The sequence below is a fragment of the Flavobacterium branchiophilum FL-15 genome, assembly GCF_000253275.1.
Classification (GTDB): Bacteria; Bacteroidota; Bacteroidia; order Flavobacteriales; family Flavobacteriaceae; genus Flavobacterium; species Flavobacterium branchiophilum.
In genome coordinates this window covers 2831990-2851941 of record NC_016001.1, presented here as the reverse complement: position 1 = coordinate 2851941, position 19952 = coordinate 2831990, and the positions used below count along the sequence as shown (strand labels likewise).

Here is a 19952-nt window from a genome sequence, read left to right as displayed (position 1 = left end):
ATTTTCTTTGGTATCAATGCCATTTCTTTTGGTATCAATGCTATTTTCTTTGGTATTAATTATATTTTTTTTGGTATAAATGCCATTTCTTTTGGTATTAATTATATTTTCTTTGGTAATAATTATATTTTTTTTGGTATCAATGCTATTTTCTTTGGTATTAATTATATTTTCTTTGGTATTAATTATATTTTCTTTGGTATAAATGCTATTTTCTTTGGTATTAATGCCATTTCTTTTGGTATTAATGCCATTTTCTTTGGTATTAATTATATTTTCTTTGGTATTAATGCCATTTCTTTTGGTATCAATGCCATTTTATTTGGTATTAATTATATTTTCTTTGGTATTAATTATATTTACTTTGGTATTAATTATATTTTCTTTGGTATTAATGCCATTTTCTTTGGTATTAATTATATTTTCTTTGGTATTAATGCCATTTTCTTTGGTATTAATTATATTTTTTTTGGTATTAATTATATTTTTTTTGGTATCAATGCTATTTTCTTTGGTATTAATGCCATTTCTTTTGGTATCAATGCCATTTTATTTGGTATTAATTATATTTACTTTGGTATTAATTATATTTTCTTTGGTATAAATTATATTTTCTTTGGTATTAATTATATTTTTTTTGGTATTAATGCCATTTTCTTTGGTATTAATTATATTTTTTTTGGTATTAATGCTATTTTCTTTGGTATTAATTATATTTTTTTTGGTATTAATGCTATTTTCTTTGGTATCAATGCCATTTTCTTTGGTATTAATTATATTTTCTTTGGTATTAATTATATTTTCTTTGGTATTAATTATATTTTCTTTGGTATTAATTATATTTTCTTTGGTATTAATGCCATTTTCTTTGGTATTAATGCCATTTTCTTTGGTATTAATGCCATTTTCTTTGGTATTAATTATATTTTCTTTGGTATTAATTATATTTTCTTTGGTATTAATTATATTTTCTTTGGTATTAATTATATTTTTTTTGGTATTAATGCTATTTTCTTTGGTATTAATTCGTTTTCTTGGGGAGTTGGTTGATGAAACCACCAATGCTATTCATTTTCCTCTTTCCTCTTTCTTCTTTCCTCTATCTTCTTTCTTCCTTCCTCTATCTTCTTTCTTCTTTCCTCTTAAAAAACCATGGGTTACACAGACTGTGGCTGCGATATAGCCCCGACAGTAGCGGCATCCTTTTTGTTTTTTCTTTAAAAACAAAAAGATAGAGCGAATGGCGGGAACTGGCCCAGCGTGAAAATGCCTGATGTGGCTGCTCCTGATTTTGAAAAAAAAGGGTGGTTGTTTGGTTATGGACAGGTTTTTGATTGTGTAGCTGTTTTTTTGTAATGGCGGTATGGTTTTAAATTGTTATTTTTGCCATAAAAAAAAGTGAATCATGATGCAAAAATATATATCGCAGCTTAATGAGGCGCAGCAATTGCCTGTGCTTCAAAAAGATGGACCAATGATTATTATAGCTGGTGCGGGTTCTGGAAAAACCCGTGTTTTGACTATTCGGATTGCTTATTTGATGAGTCTTGGGGTAGATTCGTTTAATATTTTGGCACTTACGTTTACAAACAAGGCTGCTCGTGAGATGAAGAATAGGATTGCGTCGATTGTGGGGAATAACGAGGCTAAAAATTTGTGGATGGGTACGTTTCACTCGGTTTTTGCAAGGATTTTGAGGTCGGAGGCAGACAAACTGGGGTATCCAAGCAATTTTTCGATTTATGATTCGCAGGATTCGTTGCGTTGTATTTCGGGGATTATCAAGGAGATGCAATTGGATAGGGATATTTATAAGCCGAAGCAGGTTTTGAGTAGGATTTCGTCGTATAAAAATAGTTTGGTAACGGTAAAAGCCTATTTTAATAATCCTGATTTGCAAGAGGCCGATGCGATGTCTAAAAAACCCCGATTGGGCGAGATTTATCAGAATTATGTGGAACGGTGTTTTAAATCGGGGGCTATGGATTTTGATGATTTGTTGTTGAAAACCAACGAGTTGTTGTCGAGGTTTCCAGATGTTTTGATGAAATACCAGAACCGATTTAGGTATATTTTGGTAGATGAGTATCAGGATACAAACCATTCTCAGTATTTGATTGTTCGGGCTTTGTCTGACAAGTTTCAGAATATTTGTGTTGTGGGCGATGATGCTCAGAGTATTTATGCTTTTAGGGGGGCCAATATTAATAATATATTGAATTTTCAAAAGGATTATGAAGGCGTTCAGACGTATCGATTGGAACAAAATTATCGCTCGACCAAAAATATTGTAGAAGCGGCCAATTCTATTATAGATAAAAATAAAACCAAATTGGATAAAGTGGTTTGGACGGCCAATGATTTTGGGCAAAAAATTAAAGTGCACCGCAGTTTGACCGATGCAGAAGAGGGCCGATTTGTAGCGAGCACGATTTGGGAGGAGAAAATGCAATTTCAAAAACCCAACAGCCATTTTGCGATTTTGTATAGGACCAATGCCCAGTCTAGGGCAATGGAAGATGCCCTTAGAAAACGGGATATTCCGTATCGGATTTATGGTGGGTTGTCGTTTTATCAGCGTAAAGAAATTAAAGATGTTTTGGCTTATTTGCGATTGGTAATCAATCCAAAGGACGAGGAGGCATTGGTACGGGTGATTAATTATCCTGCACGGGGCATTGGCGACACTACGGTTGAAAAATTGACCATTGCGGCCAACCATTACAAGCGGTCGATATTTGAGGTGATGCAAAATATAGATCGGATAGACTTGAAACTCAACTCGGGTACGAAACAAAAAATCAATGATTTTGTAACGATGATTCAGAGTTTTCAGGTGATTAATGAAAATCAGGATGCCTTTTATTTGTCTGACCATGTTACTAAAAAAACGGGCTTGGTACAAGAGCTTAAAAAAGATGGTACACCAGAAGGAATTGCACGAATAGAAAATATAGAGGAATTGCTTAATGGTATTAAGGATTTTATAGATGGTCAAAAAGAGGTTGATGGGGCTAGGGGTGCTTTGTCTGAGTTTTTGGAGGATGTAGCGTTGGCAACAGATTTGGACAAAGACACGGGCGATGATGATCGGGTGGCATTGATGACGATACACTTGGCAAAGGGACTGGAATTTCCAACGGTTTTTGTGGTTGGTATGGAGGAAGACTTGTTTCCGAGTGCCATGTCTATGAGTACCCGAAGCGAGTTGGAGGAAGAGCGTCGGTTGTTTTATGTAGCCCTTACACGTGCCGAGCATCAGGCATATTTGACGTATGCCCAATCCAGGTACCGCTGGGGCAAACTGTCGGATAGCGAACCCTCTAGGTTTATTGAAGAAATTAAAGAAGAGTTTTTGGAATATATAACGCCAGTTGAAACCAATTATCGATACAAACCCTTGATAGACAATGATATATTTGGCGATGTGGATAAATCAAAGTTGCGACTGACCAAACCTGTATCGGGCTTGCCGCCAAAGTATATAACGGACCAAGAGCCTCAACCCGAACACCAAGTTAGAAAACTGAAGTCGCTAATGGGCTCATCGTCTGCTGGTTCATCGTCTGGTGGGGATAGTGGCATGAAAATAGGGCAAATTATTATTCACGAGCGATTTGGTAAGGGCGAAATTATCAATTTGGAGGGGGTTGGTGCAGATAAGAAAGCCGAAATCCGATTTGAAGTTGGGGGCATCAAAAAATTGTTATTGCGGTTTGCAAAATTAACCATTGTAGGGTAATGAATCGATGGAATAATTAGAGTAAAAAGGACTCATGCCTTACAAAGCAAAAAAATGAATGAAAAATAACATTGCCTATATTTTAGGAATGTTTCAAATTTTTGAAAATATTGAAATTTTATACCAAACACTTATATAAAATAGTCTAAAAATGCAATGCTATTTTTTTTCAAGATTTTATAAAAAAATCATTTCATAGCTGGGCTACGTAATTATTTTTTTGTGAAATATTTGGAGAAAAAGAGCTAGTAGATTGGGCTATTTTATATGAGTGTTTGGTATTAAGTATAAAAAAGCCCTAATTAAAAAATTAGGGCTTCCTTGTTTTAAGCTATTATTTTTTTTCAATTAGTACCCATATTTTAGTACAGATACAAAAAAACGAAAGATGATTATTTTATAATGATTTTACCTGTAATAATTTTATCAAGAGACTCTACACTATAAAAGTAAATTCCGGGTGCTTTTGCGGCATTAATTTTTTCAGATTCGTTGATTTTACTAATAAATATTAATTTACCGGTGCTGTCATATACATTCAAAAGGGCTTGTTGTCCTATATTTTTGAAGTAAAACCCCGACTCGATAGAGGAAGGATTTGGATACACCAAAACATTTTGATTTAAAGTATTGGTAGTGTTATTTAAAACCCTTCTAGACTTGAAATAAAACTGTCCGCTAGACTGATTTAAGGTATTAGCAGTAGCATTATTATTGAAAGGGATAGGACTAGTAATTTGAATTGGAGCAAAAGCAACGGCACTTGCGTTGATGGTTGTAGGGTTTCCTTTGTCTGTCCAATCTGATAGCACATCGCTATTACGTTCTCTTTCAAATAATTTTACTTCGGTGGTTTGTAAACCACTTAAATTAGAAACATCGGTAAACACAACGTTGCTTAAGTTATTTACATCGCTTACAGTACCATAGTTTTCTATACAGTAGTACTCATTATTTATATCATAATCAGCATTGGGTTTTAAATAAGGTTCTGTTGTTATTCTAGTAACTACTACACGTCCATTAGGATTTGTAGTGCCAGTGTTTATTATAACATTTGGAGTTGTAAAATGATATAAAGAATTATTTTGATTTATTGTAAGTGCTTGGGCAACTCCTGGTCCAATAGGACAAGAGGAGTCAATCGTTGAAGTACCGTTTATAACACTTAAATCGTTGTTGTTTTTTACATCAAAAATCTCGTTATTTAAAATAGAATTAAATTGGTAATAAGCAAAAAGATTGTTATCACTATTGCCAACTTTTGTAAGGTGTTTGTTGAGCCTAATTTCATCTAAAGTAAGTGCTCTATCCCATAAACACACTTCTTCCAATATGCCTTTATATTGTCTGTCATTACGTCTGTTGTGAATTCCTAAGTCAAGAGTTGAAAGGTTTTGGCTGGGAAAAGAAGTGTTTATTTCGTAGGTTTTTTCGTTTAGTACCAATGTAACTTTAGTAGGTGTATAAATCAAAGCCACATAGGACCATTTGTCTTTAGGGACAATAAGTCCAGAGTTATACCACCAAAGCCCTCCACAGTGGGTACCTAATTCGTTAGTGCCATTTTTAAAGTCTAGCGTAATTCCATTAGTATAAAGTATAGAGGAGTAATCTTGTTGAATACCATTTGGTTTAATCCAAGCAGAGAACGTAAAATTAGTAACGGTTTTTTGTGGATTAAAATTTTTGGTTAAATATTGACTATTTGTTCCATTAAAGAGTGCCGCTTTTTCTGCAAAAGGTTTTGGGGTACATTCACTAGGATTGACCACAATCATATTTTGAATTGTTTTAGAGCTTGTACCTTGAGGGTTTGTAACAGTTAAACTAACGTTGTAAGTACCAGGATTAGCATATACAACCAATGGATTTCTTATAGAGGTGGACGAAATAGAAGTGGCACCAGGAAAACTCCATTGCCAAGTAGCATTCGTATGATTTAAAATAGAATAATCTTCAAATTGAACGATTTGTCTGTTGCAATATACTTGTTTATTGGCTACCATTGGTTGTGCTTTTGGAACAGAATTTTCGTAAAAATCATGTTCCCATACTCCTCTGTTTCCAGCAATACGAAGTTTGCCCGATTTGTAAAATGGTTTGGCATCTAAAAGTCTAAAACTAGACGGAATACCATTAGACATATCAACCCAATTAGTAAGTGTGTTGTTTTTATAAAATACATGTCGAGAACAAATGATGTACACACCACCATTTGTACCTTCTTGTACTTCAATGTCTCTAATTTGAAAACCGTTTAGTGCAGTTGTTGTAATATTGCTCCATGATTGTCCTAAATTGACGGATTTATATACTTTTGTAGTGCTATTTCCAGTTACATCATAAGCTATAAACAGTTCGTCTTGTTCGTTTAAACTCATAGAAAATTTATTGTAAATCAAAGGAAGTGTTATTTCAGTCCAGTTGACGCCAGCATCAGTACTTTTCCATAATTTCACGGTACTACCCAAGTGATGAACGGCAAAAATGAGATTTGGATTATGTCTAGAAACTTCGATTCCTCTAACTGTGTTGCCAGCTACACCAAATTCGTGCAATAAATTAAAGCTTGCTCCATAGTCTTCACTAGCCCATATTTTATTGTCTTTGCCCAAATAAATATTGTTCCACCACCTAGGGTCGTTTACAATTTCGCTTTTTTCCAAACTGTTACCTGATTTTGGATATAAAGTAATTGATGGAATATTTTGAACGTTGCCAGTACTAGTAGCGGGAATCCATTTGCCCCCTATATCATCAAAATAGGTTTTTTTGTTATCTCCTAAATTCACAAAACCAGTAGCACTTTCGCCACCACCTAATGAAATAGTTTTGCCATTCTGATAGTTTTCATGATAGGCCATATTACCAGTATGGTATCTGCCACCAACCACAACATCTTCGTTCCAACCCTGATCAAAGCCCCATAAATCACAAGTGGTTATTCCTTTATTTTTAGAGTCTAAAAAATTTAAGTTGCCATCATATTGATCTACTCCACCATCAGTTACCACCCAAGCATCGTTGCCTTGTACTTGAATTCCTTGAATATCGGGATGTCTGTATCGATTAGAGCAATTATTGCAACCATAGCCACCATGAAGTTTAAATGTAGTACCACCATCAGAAGAGCGAAATAAATTGAGCATTCCAACCATAAAAACATTTGGATCAGTATCTGAAGCGTCTATAGCAGCATTATAAAAACCTTGATCATAATTGCCACCATTAACGTTAAATGTGGACATGGCCCAATGCGTTGCAGAATAAGGACCTCCAGGATTATTATCGGGTGTTCCATCATTATTTCCATCATAAGGCAAACTCCATGATTCGCCTGCATCGGTACTTTTATATACACCAATATAATTGATATCAGTAGCATAATCTATATCACTTCCAAGCAATAATACGTATAGTCTATTTGGATCGGCAAGTGTGTTGGCAATTTTTGCCCCCTCTGCATGATTTGCAACCCCGTTTGTAGGCACAAACCATCCGCTTGTTTTGGCCATAAATGTTAATCCAGCATCTGTCGATTTCCAAATTTCAAACCTATTTACAGCACTGTTTTTCTTGGCAATATACACCACGGAAGCATCGTTGCTTTTAAATTCTATATCCGTTACAACATCCGCTGTAATGTTTGTCCATGTTTGTCCAGCATCGGTACTCCGTTTGAGCCCAAAACTGCCACTTACAAACACAATATTTGAATTGTTTGGGCTAACTTCTACATCATTTTGCCATGTTGAAGTAAGCATCAAAGTCCAGTTTTGTCCACCATCTATCGATTTGAATAAACGTGTGTCGTGTGCAACATACACAATGTTTTCGTTATTTGGATCTACTTTAATTGCTTGTGAAGTTCCATAATCAAAAACGGTTTTGCCTACTTCTGTCCAATTCTCGGACTTGTCTATAGATTTAAATACTGCACCTGTTTCTGTTCCACAATACAATACATTCGGGTTAGATGTTGATTGCGTAAAACAGTAAATGTTTACTTGAGACGATTTTCTGTTGCCATTAGTTTCAAACGTTTCTATTGGAGCCACAGGAACCCAAGCGTCCGAAACGGTGTACTGATTGTTATTTTTGCTTGCAACAGCTGTATTTTCGGCTGTTTTTAATGGCTCTTCTATTACAATCTCTCCTTCGCTGTTGTAATATTTGTTTGTGTTTACAAGTCTAAAAAATTGCTTGTAATTTTGTGTATGTGTATTTTTTTCTAACACATGAGTCTTGTAATAAGCATCATATAATGCACTAACCTCAAAAAAATTGGGATTTTCACTATACATTTTTTTTACCCATTCAGGGTCAGATGCTTTAACCGGACATCCTAACGTTTTAAATAAAGCAGGGTATTTTGGCTTTGGATAATAATCTTTATTTTGTCCGAAGCCTAATAAAAAGCAGAACAAAAATCCAGATAAAAGTAATATTTTTTTCATAATAACAACAATTTATAGTTCGTAGTAAATTTAGTATATATTAAATCAATAAAAAATTCAACTCAAAATATATAAAAAATAAAACCGTTACATTTCAATATAAACAATAGTATTAGTCGTATTAATCAATAATTAGATATGATAAAATTGAAATATAAAAGTAATTTATGTATATAATTTTAAAATTTTTAAATCAATTTAATTTTAATTTTTATTTATAAATGATGTTAATTATGATAATAATATTTCAAAACATAATAAATATTTATTTATTTTTGATTAAAATAATCCAATACCAAGTGAATCATTAGCTCAAAAATGGTAGTTTTTTTATTTTTTTAAACTATTGTCAAAATAAATATTTGATTATACCTTTAAAAAACTAACACCCACATGAAGGACAATTAATAAGCAAACCTTTTGATAAAATACAAGAAAACTATATCATAAACAATAAAAACTAGTTGCAGTAAATGTAGTATGTACATCAATTATGGTATTTAAAAAAGTCAAATTTAATCACATAAAAATTTCAAAACGCAACCTTATTTAATAAAAAAAGCACTACCATTATCCTAAAAATAAAGGCTATTGTCATTTTTATTGCATTTGTTTTTGAGAATCAACTACTTTTGTGGGTATAAAATAAGTAAGCACGATGCAAACAAAAATAGGGTTCTTTTTACTTTTAGTATGGTGTGGCTGTTCATCGCCCGTACAACAAGAGCGGGCTGAGGTTTTGGATCATTTAAAAAAAGCAGAAAATTATTTTGATTTGCCCAAAAATGATTTGTTACAACATACAAATTTTGTGATTCAGCATGCCAAAAACAGCCAAACAATTGGAAAAGCCTACCACCATAAAGGTAATATTTTGATGATCAATGGGCATTTGCCTCAAGCATTATTTTGTTTTCAGAAAGAAAACAAAATATTTGAATTTTTATTACATACAAATGACACGCCCGATATACAAAAAATGTATGCCAATTCTTGGGCCAGCATGGGTATCATTTATAGCCAGCAAAGCAATTATACCAAGGCTTTGAACCACCATTTTAAAGCCCTTAGGATATTTGAGTACATGGCCAATTTTGAAATGCAAAGTGCCATTTATAATAATATTGCTATCGAATACCAGTCGTTGAATAAATTTGAATTGGCCAACGGATATTTATTTAAAGCCCTGAAAACCAGTAATAAAGATGTAGAAACAACCGTAAGTATTTATACCAATATTGGTAAAAATTACATCAGAATCAATCATTTTCAGCAAGGTAAAACTTATTTAGATTTGGCACTAAAACAGGTTTCAAACATCAGCAACGATAGGGCAAAAGGCGAATTGTACAATGCTTTGGGCAATTATTATTTTCACCAACAACATTTTGACGAAGCCCGAAAATATTTGCAATTAGCCACTCAAGCATTTGTCAAAATAGACGATGTTTTTGGACTAACAGACACCTATTATTTTCAGGCCTTGCTAGCCGAAAAAGAGCATAATGTAACTTTGGCCAAAAGTTTGTTATCAAAAACAATTGCCATAAGCGAGCAGCTCAATGTGCTAGACATTCAAGCCATAGCTCATTTAGAGTTGGCTCAGATATATGCTTCAGACAATCCACAACAAAGGTTTTTTCATACACAAAAACACTACGAAATTGCACTCAAATTAGCCCAAAACAACAACGACAAAGCATTAGAATATATAGAAATGCAACACCAACTCGAGGAGCAAAAACTAGCACAAGTCAATCAAAAGCAACGCAGGTGGTTGTATGGAGGGGTAGGAGTATTGGTGTGTTTGATAGGGCTTGGTGTATTGTTGTTTTATTTGTATTATAAAAAACAAAACTTACAAAAACTAGATTTAAAGCTGCAAAAAGACAAAGCAGAGTTGCAGCACAAGGCCTTGTTTTTGCAAATGAATCCTCATTTTATTTTTAATTGTTTGGGGAGTGTTTCGAGTTTGATTTTGCAAGAAGAATATAACTTGGCAACGCAATACCTCAATAAATTTGCACGACTCTTGAGGCTGACTTTAGAAAATTCAAAAGAAGATAGCATTACGATTGCAAACGAAATAGACAATTTAGATCAATATATTGCCCTCGAAAAATTGCGATTTGACAACAAGTTTGATTATGACATTACGTATAGCAAAGCATCAATTTTAGACTATAAGTTGCCCTCTATGCTCTTGCAGCCATTAGTAGAAAATGCCATTTTGCACGGCATTGCTACCATAAAAATTAAAGGTCAAATTCGGGTTGATTTTTCAACAGACCACGAGCATTTAAAGGTTGTCATTCAAGATAATGGCATAGGATATGAAGTTTCAAAATGGCAAAAAGCCCATTCGGTGCTACAACACCAGTCGATGGCCATGGGCATAATCAAAAAAAGAATAGAAACACTAGGAGGCCAACTTGTAGTAGAACAAACCCACTTGGACCCCAATTATCCAGGAACTACTATTAGCCTGTATTTAAAACTACAACAATCATGAAAGCAGTATTGATAGAAGACGAATTACAATTGCGAAAAGGGCTTCGACTTTTGTTAAAAAAACTCATGCCAAGCTTGCAACTGGTTGGCGAGTCCGACAGTGTGTCCGATGGTTATCAGTGTATCGTTGATCAGCAGCCCGACTTGTTGTTTTTGGATATTCAAATCAATGAGGGAAGCAGTTTTGATATTTTAGAAAAATTGAAAACGAATGTACCGCATTATACCCCCAAAATTATATTCATAACAGCCTACCAACAATATGCAGTAAAGGCTTTTAAATACAGTGTGATAGACTATATTTTGAAACCCATAGATGCCGAAGAATTGAGGCAAGTGCTGGATAGGGTAGTGCAACAAACGACAAACTACCAATACCCACAAATAGACTTGCTGCTACAACATTTGAACAAGCCAGCCGAAACCAAAAAAATAGCTTTGGTATCTGATAGCAAAACACTTATAGTGCCAATAGAGCAGCTATTAAGGTTTGAAGCCATGGGCAATTATACAAAAGTATTTTTGAAAGACAGCAGGAAAATTGTTACATCAAAAACCCTCAAAGAGTATGACGAACTGTTGCAAACCTTTGGTTTTGAACGCATTCATCAATCGCATTTGATAAATAGAAACGAAATTATTTCGTTTTCTAAAAAAGACAATTATGTAGAAATGTCGTGCCACAGCCAAGTACCCATATCGAGCAAACGCATGGGGCTTTTGGACGAAATTATTAAAAAAATAACCTTATAGAATTTAAATATACAAGCATTATGAAAAAAATATATACAACCCTAGTTTTATTATGTGCCGTGGCTTTTGCTAATGGGCAAGTGGTGAGTATTCCAGATATTAATTTTAAGTTGAAGTTACTTTCAGCAAACACCACAACCAACCAAATTGCAAAAGATTTGAATGGGAATTGGACAGTGATTGATACGAATGGAGATAATCTGATTCAGCAGAGTGAGGCAAATAATATTAGTTATTTGAATATTGGTTCAACAAATTTAACTAATGGAAATTTATATACTAGTATCTCAAATATTTCTGGGATTACAAGTTTCATTAATTTAATTAAAATTGATATGTTAAATATGTCTTTATCAAATTTAAATTTTAATGGGTTAATTTATTTAGAAGAAATTAATTATGATTGTACTTCACTTTATGGGAGTTATTGGAGTCCTATTAATATTTTTTCTTCTTTAAACGTTACTAATTGTATAAATTTAAAGAAAATTAAAATTATTGACCCTCCATTAAATAATGTTTCTGCTAGAAATGTAAACATGTTTGATTTCTCTAATTTATTTAATTTAGAAGAAATTGAAATTAGAACAAATTTCAGTATTTATAATTCCACAAACATTAATTTTAATAATTGTAATAGTTTAAAAAAAGTGAAATTTAATTTATGGGAGCAAAGTTTTAATATTAATTTTGATAATTTGATTAATTTAGAAGATGTGGAAATCTTTAATTCTATAAATAATGCTACATTTTTAAATTGTAGCTCTTTAAAAAAAGTTAAGTTACATAATGTTAATTTAAGTAATTTAATTTTTTCAAGTTTAACTTCATTAGAAGACATCCAAATTACAGGATTGTTAACAAATTCATTATTATTAAATGGTTGTATTAATTTAAAAAAAATTGATTTGTTTGTCTATGATTTGGATTATACTAATAATAGTACACAAACAAGTCAATCATTATCTAGCTTAGATTTATCTAATTTAAACAATTTAGAAGATTTGAAAATTAATGTTAGTTCATCTGGTTCAGCTTATAATTATTTCATGATTAACAATATTCTAGCACCAAAAATTAATTTGAACTCGATTACCAAAAGCGGAACAAATAATTTAAAAAATGTTATAATATATGGCACTAAAATTACAGAACTTAATTTGCAAAATTCAAATATTTTAGAAAATATAGATTTAAGAAATAATAATCTAACGTATTTAGATTTATCTGATTGCGGCAACTTACAATCTGTAAACTGCGACAACAACAATTTGCAATTCATTTCCTTTAAAAACAATACCAACGAAACCAAATCGTTTTTAAATAATCCAAACCTAACCTATATTTGTGCTGATGACATAGAACAACAAAGTGTGCAATTAATTGTAAACCTTTATGAAATGTGGGATACTTGCGTAGTTGGTGATTACTGCTCCTTTACACCAAACGGCAACTACAACACCATTTCGGGCAACGCACTATACGACAACGAAACCAACGGCTGCGACACCAACGATGCTCCCTTTGAGTTTTTAAGGGTTAATATGACCGATGGCACCAATTCGGGTTCTACGTTTACCAATTTTGAGGGCGATTATGCCTTTTTTATGAACAATGGCACGTTTACTCTAACCCCTCAATTGGAAAATCCAACATACTTTAATGTGTCGCCAGTCACAACGCAAATTGCTTTTGCCAATAATAACAACAATACCGCAAGTCAGGATTTTTGCATTACACCCAATGGCACCCACAACGATTTGGAAGTGGTTTTGGCACAAGTAACCCCCGCCCGCCCTGGTTTTGATGCCGAGTATCGTTTGGTGTATAAAAACAAAGGCAACCAACCGCTTTCGGGAGCAGTTTCTGTTACCTTTGATGATGCAAAATTGGATTTTGTAAATGCTTCAATAACGCCAACTTCAAATACAACAGGTTCATTGTTATGGAATTACAATAATTTGTTGCCGTTTGAAAACCGTAGCATCGCCTTTACTTTAAATGTCAATACACCAACCGAAACGCCAGCGGTAAATAATGGCGATATATTGGCTTTTAATGCTCAAATTACCCCACTTACGGGCGACGAAGTGCCTGCAGACAACGTTTTTGTTTATAATCAAACGGTGGTTGGATCGTTTGATCCAAATGATATTTACTGTTTAGAGGGCAGTAGTTTGGATCCAAGTATGATTGGCAATTACCTACATTATAACGTGCGATTTGAAAACACAGGCACGGCAGCTGCCGAAAATATTGTGGTGGCAACGACCATCAATCCAGCGGAATACGATTTGAGTTCGTTGCAAGTGATGAATGCCTCGCACAACGTTTACACCCGAATAAACGGCAATTTGGTGGAATTTATTTTCGAGAACATCCAGTTGGCAGGCTCACCATCGGGAGGTCACGGACATGTGCTTTTCAAAATGAAGTCGAACCCCAACGTGCAAACTACGGGTCATGTAACGTCTAATGCCAATATCTTTTTTGACTATAATTTCCCAATTGAAACCAACGATGCCACAACCGTGTTTGAAACCCTTAGTAATCAAGATTTTACGAAAGATGCAACCATAACAATAGCACCCAATCCAGCAGAAGACAGCGTTACCCTATCGGCCCAAAGCAATATCAATGCCATCACCATTTTCGACGCCCAAGGCAGAATTGTACAATTTATAAAAGCCGATTCATTACAAAAAACAATAGATGTAAACCACTTAAAAACAGGTATGTACATCCTAGAAATCCAAACTGAAACTGGTAAAAAAGTGGAAAAATTGATGAAGAAATAAATGAGATAATTATGAAAAAAATATATACAACCCTAGTTTTATTATGTGCCGTGGCTTTTGCTAATGGGCAAATTGTGAATATACCGGATGTAAATTTTAAGGCATATTTAATAGCCGCCGATTCTAACACGCTTTCTGTAGGATTTGGTTGGGATGATGTTAATTATTTACCTACATCTTATGGTGTGGTAGATGCAAACAATGATGGGGAAATACAAGTAAGTGAGGCTATTGCAGTAACTCACATTTATATTCACAACACTAACTTAATTTCTCTTAATGATTTGAATATTTTTACCAATTTAAAAAGCATAAAAATCCAAAACAACAATCAAATAACTTCTGTTGATCTTTTTGGATTATTTGAATTGCAAATTTTGAATTGTAATTATAATAGTCAATTAACGACATTAAATACAATTGGATTGATAAAATTACGAGAAGTAAATTGTACCAACAATATCATAACGTCATTAGATTTTAACGATTGTAGTGATATTATTACTATTAATTGCGATACAAACAATTTGAACTCGTTGTTTGTAAAAAACGGTAGAAACGAAATATTATATATAAATAACAATCCTAATATACATTATATTTGTGCAGATAGTTATTCAAATGGATTAGGAATATCAGAAATGGAAAGCATTATTAATAATCTAACAACACTAGGTTATAATAATTGTAGTGTATCTGATTACTGTTCATTTACTCCAGGCGGCAACTACAACACCATTTCGGGCAACGCACTATACGACAACGAAACCAACGGCTGCGACACCAACGATGCTCCCTTTGAGTTTTTAAGGGTTAATATGACCGATGGCACCAATTCGGGTTCTACGTTTACCAATTTTGAGGGCGATTATGCCTTTTTTATGAACAATGGCACGTTTACTCTAACCCCTCAATTGGAAAATCCAACATACTTTAATGTGTCGCCAGTCACAACGCAAATTGCTTTTGCCAATAATAACAACAATACCGCAAGTCAGGATTTTTGCATTACACCCAATGGCACCCACAACGATTTGGAAGTGGTTTTGGCACAAGTAACCCCCGCCCGCCCTGGTTTTGATGCTGAGTATCGTTTGGTGTATAAAAACAAAGGCAACCAACCGCTTTCGGGAGCAGTTTCTGTTACCTTTGATGATGCAAAATCGGATTTTGTTAGTGCTTCAATAACGCCAACTTCAAATGCAACAGGTTCATTGTCATGGAATTACAGCAATTTGTTGCCGTTTGAAAACCGTAGCATCGCCTTTACTTTAAACGTCAATACACCAACCGAAACGCCAGCGGTAAATAATGGCGATATATTGGCTTTTAATGCTCAAATTACCCCACTTACGGGCGACGAAGTGCCTGCAGACAACGTTTTTGTTTATAATCAAACGGTGGTCGGATCGTTTGATCCAAATGATATTTACTGTTTAGAGGGTAGTAGTTTGGATCCAAGTATGATTGGCAATTACCTCCATTATAACGTGCGATTTGAAAACACAGGCACGGCAGCTGCCGAAAATATTGTTGTAGCCACAACCATCAATCCAGCGGAATACGATTTGAGTTCGTTGCAAGTGATGAATGCCTCGCACAACGTTTACACCCGATTAAACGGCAATTTGGTGGAATTTATTTTCGAGAACATCCAGTTGGCAGGCTCACCATCGGGAGGTCACGGACATGTGCTGTTCAAAATGAAGTCGAACCCCAACGTGCAAACTACTGGTCATGTAACGTCTAATGCCAATATCTTTTTTGACTATAATTTCCCAATTGAAACCAACGATGCCACAACGGTATTTGAAACGTTGCGAACCAACGATAATGATGCGATTACGGTTCAAATATATCCAAATCCTACAAAAGATCAACTACATATTCAAAGCCAAGAAGCCATCAAAAAACTGGATTGGTATGACATTGGGGGTAGGATTTTGGAAAGCATCAGCGTTGATGCTAAAGAAGTACATCAGGATTTGAGCCAACGTGCCAGCGGCATTTATTTTGTAAAATTAAAAACAGAAAAAGGCAGCAAAACATTGAAAATTATAAAAGAATAGTTGATTTAAAAATATAAGACAAGTCGAAAAATAACAGACCAAGGCATCTTTTTTTTAGTAAAAGGCATCGTTTTTGGAACCTATACAAATGATTGTCGGCAATACAAACAGCGTATGTTTTTGGCTTGTCTTTTTTATAAACCTTTTATTTATGGAGTAATAGCACGGTTATCATATAAAAATGGATATAAAATGTAAAATATCTTTAAATACATACAAATATTTTATTTTATTGATGATAATAGAAATAAATTATATATATTTGCAACCAAATATGAATATTATTGTAAAAACAAAACAATAACTTAAAAACAATACAAATAAGGAATATCTTAACCTAAATAATTCACTACTATTGGCACCTCTTACAGTTTTAAAAAACGGTATGAGGTGTTTTTTTTTTGAAGTCGATTATAAATTTGACGTATGAAATAGGACTAATATGATAATCAAGCTAATAATTAAGATTACATAAAAAATACACACTTTTATACGGTAGTATTTCAATATGTTTTTTTACTCCACTTATAGGAAATGTCAGCTGTATTGCTCATAATGCATTCATCTTCAAATATAAAAATAGCTTCAGTAAGGCATTCATAGCGTTTTTTTTAAATCCTCAACAAATTTTTCTCTCAATTCTGGCTTTTCCTCCGCATAAAAACCCTTGCCTTTTTTGTGAGTTAAACCCATCTTCTTTTTTAATAGCACATAGATCATATCATCTGAATAAACTATATTACAATGTTTTTCAACAACTTTTACTAGTAAAGGAGCCGTCCATGTTTCAGTATTAAAGCCATATTTCGTGGGGCTTTCATTAAGTATTAAATTTTTCAACCAATCCAACTGATCATTTGTAATTTTTGGTTTTCTACCTGTTTTAGGCTTGTCATACAATCCTTCTAATCCAAATTCGTTAAACCTTTTTACCCAAATACAAATTTGATTATGACTTAAGAGTAATAATTCCTGTGCTTTACGACTACTTTCTCCTTTAGCAATTGATAAAATACTAAACAAACGAAGAGCAATCTTATAGTCTTCTTTCGATTTTAATAAGGCTTCAATCTCTGAAACACTCATTGATGTTATTTCTAATTTTTGCATGGGCAAATATATAAAAAACATGTAATGTAAAATTATCGGGACAATATAATTAATGCATTAGACTATAAAAAGTGTAACTTTGTAGCAACTATTGGAGGTTTAGAACAAAATTTAGGAAGCAGTTTTATGGATTACAAACAAATGAATAAAGATATTTACTTACAAGAATTAGGTTATCGAGATTATAAAGACTGCTGGGATTATCAGGAGGCTTTGTTTAAGGAAATTGTCGATTTGAAGATTGCCAATCGGCAAAATGATACACAAATCAAGACACCAAACTACTTTTTGTTTGTAAGTCATCCGCATGTATATACACTGGGCAAAAGCGGCGACATTAGTAATTTATTACTTACAGAAAATCAATTAAAAAGCAAGGGGGTTACTTTTTATAAAATCAATAGGGGAGGCGATATTACTTATCATGGCCCTGGACAGATAGTAGGTTATCCGATTTTAGATTTAGAGAATTTTTTTACAGATATTCATAAATATTTAAGGCTTTTAGAAGAAACAATCATGCTGACTTTGTCTGACTATGGACTTTCAGCAAGTCGAAGTCCAGGCGAAACAGGGGTTTGGCTAGATGTAGGTACACCATTTGCTCGAAAAATATGTGCTATGGGAGTGCGTGCCAGCCGATGGGTAACCATGCACGGCTTTGCCTTGAATGTGAATGTTGATTTGGGGTATTTTGACAACATTATTCCTTGTGGCATAAAAGGCAAAGCTGTTACATCGTTACAAGTAGAACTTGGCGTTGCAAGTGTCGATGAGCAAGAAGTAAAGGCCAAAATCAGTAAACATTTTTGTGCATTATTTGAAGCAACTTTTTGTTGAGGTTAATGATTTTAATGCTTTATCGAGCGTGTCAAATTCAAATTGGAAGCCATTTTTGATTAATTTTTTTGGAATTACATTTCTGCTTTTCAATACCAATTCGGGTTCGGTTTGAATAAGAAAAGCGGCAAAATGTAATAAGCGATTTGAAACCGCAATGCCAAAAGGCCTATTGAGATGGGCTCTTAATTTGGACATAAAATCCTGATTACTAATCGGTTTTGGGGATACTATATTGACAGGACCAATGATTTTTTGTTGGATGATATGGGCAACAGCACGGGCAAAATCCTGTTCGTGAATCCAACTAATAAGTTGGTTTCCTGGTCCTTGCTTACCGCCAAAACCCATTAGAGTGATCTTTTTTAGTGGAACCAATGCACCACCCTGATGCCCCAATACAATTGATGTTCGTAAGGCTGTTTTTAGGGTTTTGGGTGTTGTTGTTCCAAAAAAAGTTTGCTCCCAAGCTTTGGCAACATCCATCGAAAAATCCGACCCTATTTCGCCTGTATATTCGTCCATTTGTTTGTCTAACGAAAACCTGTATATGGTTGCTGTTGAGATATTTAGCCAATGTTTTGGAGGATTGAGACATTGTAATACTGCTTGATTCAAAATGGCGGTGCTGTCTATTCTTGAATTTAAAATTATTTTTTTGTTGGCCTCGGTGTACCTACAATCAACAGATTTCCCTGTTAGGTTTATCAATACGTCTGCACCTTCCAAGTGTTTTTCCCATCCTGAAAAAGTTTTGGCATCCCAGTTTACATACTTTATTTTTGAATCGACTGTCGATTGGCCACGAGTTAGAATAACGATTTCGGTGGTGGACTCATAACAATATTTTTGCAATACTTTTCCTAAAAAACCAGTACCACCAGCAATAACAATTTTATGAAATTGGTTTTTCATGGGTTAGACATTTAGATTGTGTAACGTGTTGAATTTGTTTTCTTTAGCCTTTCTTTTACCTCTAAAAAAGAAATACAAATTAACAAAAAGCATCAAGCCTAAATAGATAGAAAAACCACCAATTTTGTAGCTCAAGGCTTCCATTAATTTTTGATAGTTGGGTTCATACAAGTTGATTTCCAATATCATAAGAGCATAACCAATGTTGAGCAAATAAAAACCCGTTTGAAAAAGGGTGTTGGTTGCAAAGGCAATGGCTTCTCGACCGTTGAAGATGTCTATCATATAAATTTTGCTGTTTTTGAAAAGCGTTTTAGACACATAAAAGATTAAAAATAAAGCAATAGGCAAGTAAATTGCATAACCAATAAGGATGATTTTAGTTTCCATAATGTAAAAGTGTTTAGATTAATTTTTGTATATATTTGATAATAATGTAAATATTCATGTAATGTAAAAAAGCAATAATTCCCATAATTAGTGCCGTTTTTTGGGCAATAGTTTCAACAAGCTGTTGTGCGGTTTGAATGTGGTCCCAATGAATTAAACAGGTGGCACCATACCCCATATTGACCAGATAATAAGCCACCAACAACATTTGATTGATTCGGACACACCATTCGACATGATGGGGCAAAAGTTGTTGAACCATGATAATGCCGTTATAATAGCATATTTTTCCTACTTTGTATATGATTCCACCAGTTATAGTCAGGTAGCACACATAAGCGGTGATGTTCCAATTCATTTGATT

General features: G+C 33.8%; 12 protein-coding genes. 6 read left to right on the top strand and 6 right to left on the bottom strand.

What is annotated here, in order from left to right:
- Nucleotides 1-549: 549 nt before the first annotated feature.
- Nucleotides 550-1062 (bottom strand): hypothetical protein, encoded by a 513-nt coding sequence (locus FBFL15_RS12265; RefSeq protein ID WP_148267918.1) that lies wholly within the window; start codon nucleotides 1060-1062, stop codon nucleotides 550-552.
- Between the two features lie 346 nt (nucleotides 1063-1408).
- Here FBFL15_RS12265 and FBFL15_RS12260 point away from each other — a divergent pair, with 346 nt between their 5' ends.
- Nucleotides 1409-3742: an ATP-dependent helicase gene (locus FBFL15_RS12260; RefSeq protein WP_044032568.1), complete on the top strand. Its 2334-nt coding sequence runs from the start codon at nucleotides 1409-1411 to the stop codon at nucleotides 3740-3742.
- Between the two features lie 392 nt (nucleotides 3743-4134).
- Here FBFL15_RS12260 and FBFL15_RS12255 read toward each other — a convergent pair whose 3' ends face one another.
- On the bottom strand, nucleotides 4135-8202 hold the full coding sequence (locus tag FBFL15_RS12255; protein ID WP_014084892.1) for a LamG-like jellyroll fold domain-containing protein: 4068 nt from the start codon (nucleotides 8200-8202) through the stop codon (nucleotides 4135-4137).
- Between the two features lie 658 nt (nucleotides 8203-8860).
- On the opposite strand from FBFL15_RS12255, the gene FBFL15_RS12250 reads away from it, so the two are divergent.
- The 4 genes from FBFL15_RS12250 to FBFL15_RS12235 are packed head-to-tail and all read left to right on the top strand — an operon-like array spanning nucleotide 8861 to nucleotide 16333.
- Nucleotides 8861-10714 (top strand): tetratricopeptide repeat-containing sensor histidine kinase, encoded by a 1854-nt coding sequence (locus FBFL15_RS12250; protein ID WP_014084891.1) that lies wholly within the window; start codon nucleotides 8861-8863, stop codon nucleotides 10712-10714.
- Nucleotides 10711-11466, top strand: a complete 756-nt coding sequence (locus tag FBFL15_RS12245; RefSeq protein ID WP_014084890.1) for a LytR/AlgR family response regulator transcription factor — start codon at nucleotides 10711-10713, stop codon at nucleotides 11464-11466. Before FBFL15_RS12250 ends, FBFL15_RS12245 begins: the two co-directional genes overlap by 4 nt.
- A 20-nt stretch (nucleotides 11467-11486) precedes the next feature.
- Complete coding sequence (locus tag FBFL15_RS12240) at nucleotides 11487-14264, top strand: T9SS type A sorting domain-containing protein (RefSeq protein WP_014084889.1); 2778 nt, start codon at nucleotides 11487-11489, stop codon at nucleotides 14262-14264.
- A gap of 11 nt (nucleotides 14265-14275) precedes the next feature.
- Nucleotides 14276-16333 (top strand): T9SS type A sorting domain-containing protein, encoded by a 2058-nt coding sequence (locus FBFL15_RS12235; protein ID WP_014084888.1) that lies wholly within the window; start codon nucleotides 14276-14278, stop codon nucleotides 16331-16333.
- Nucleotides 16334-16930: 597 nt separating this feature from the next.
- Here FBFL15_RS12235 and FBFL15_RS12230 read toward each other — a convergent pair.
- A complete protein-coding gene (locus FBFL15_RS12230) occupies nucleotides 16931-17443 on the bottom strand; it encodes a helix-turn-helix domain-containing protein (protein WP_044032294.1) in 513 nt (170 codons plus the stop codon).
- 141 nt (nucleotides 17444-17584) lie between these two features.
- Here FBFL15_RS12230 and lipB point away from each other — a divergent pair, with 141 nt between their 5' ends.
- Nucleotides 17585-18283, top strand: coding sequence for a lipoyl(octanoyl) transferase LipB (gene lipB, locus FBFL15_RS12225; protein WP_014084887.1), 699 nt, complete (start codon nucleotides 17585-17587; stop codon nucleotides 18281-18283).
- Here the strand turns inward: lipB and FBFL15_RS12220 are convergent.
- From FBFL15_RS12220 to FBFL15_RS12210, 3 genes are read right to left on the bottom strand one after another with little or no spacing between them, the layout of a single operon-like run.
- On the bottom strand, nucleotides 18260-19198 hold the full coding sequence (locus tag FBFL15_RS12220; RefSeq protein ID WP_014084886.1) for a TIGR01777 family oxidoreductase: 939 nt from the start codon (nucleotides 19196-19198) through the stop codon (nucleotides 18260-18262). The genes lipB and FBFL15_RS12220 overlap by 24 nt on opposite strands.
- 3 nt (nucleotides 19199-19201) lie before the next feature.
- Nucleotides 19202-19588 carry a hypothetical protein gene (locus FBFL15_RS12215; RefSeq protein ID WP_014084885.1) on the bottom strand — a complete coding sequence of 129 codons (387 nt, stop codon included), beginning with the start codon at nucleotides 19586-19588 and terminating at the stop codon, nucleotides 19202-19204.
- A 13-nt stretch (nucleotides 19589-19601) separates the two neighbouring features.
- Nucleotides 19602-19946 carry a hypothetical protein gene (locus FBFL15_RS12210; protein ID WP_014084884.1) on the bottom strand — a complete coding sequence of 115 codons (345 nt, stop codon included), beginning with the start codon at nucleotides 19944-19946 and terminating at the stop codon, nucleotides 19602-19604.
- Nucleotides 19947-19952: the final 6 nt, after the last annotated feature.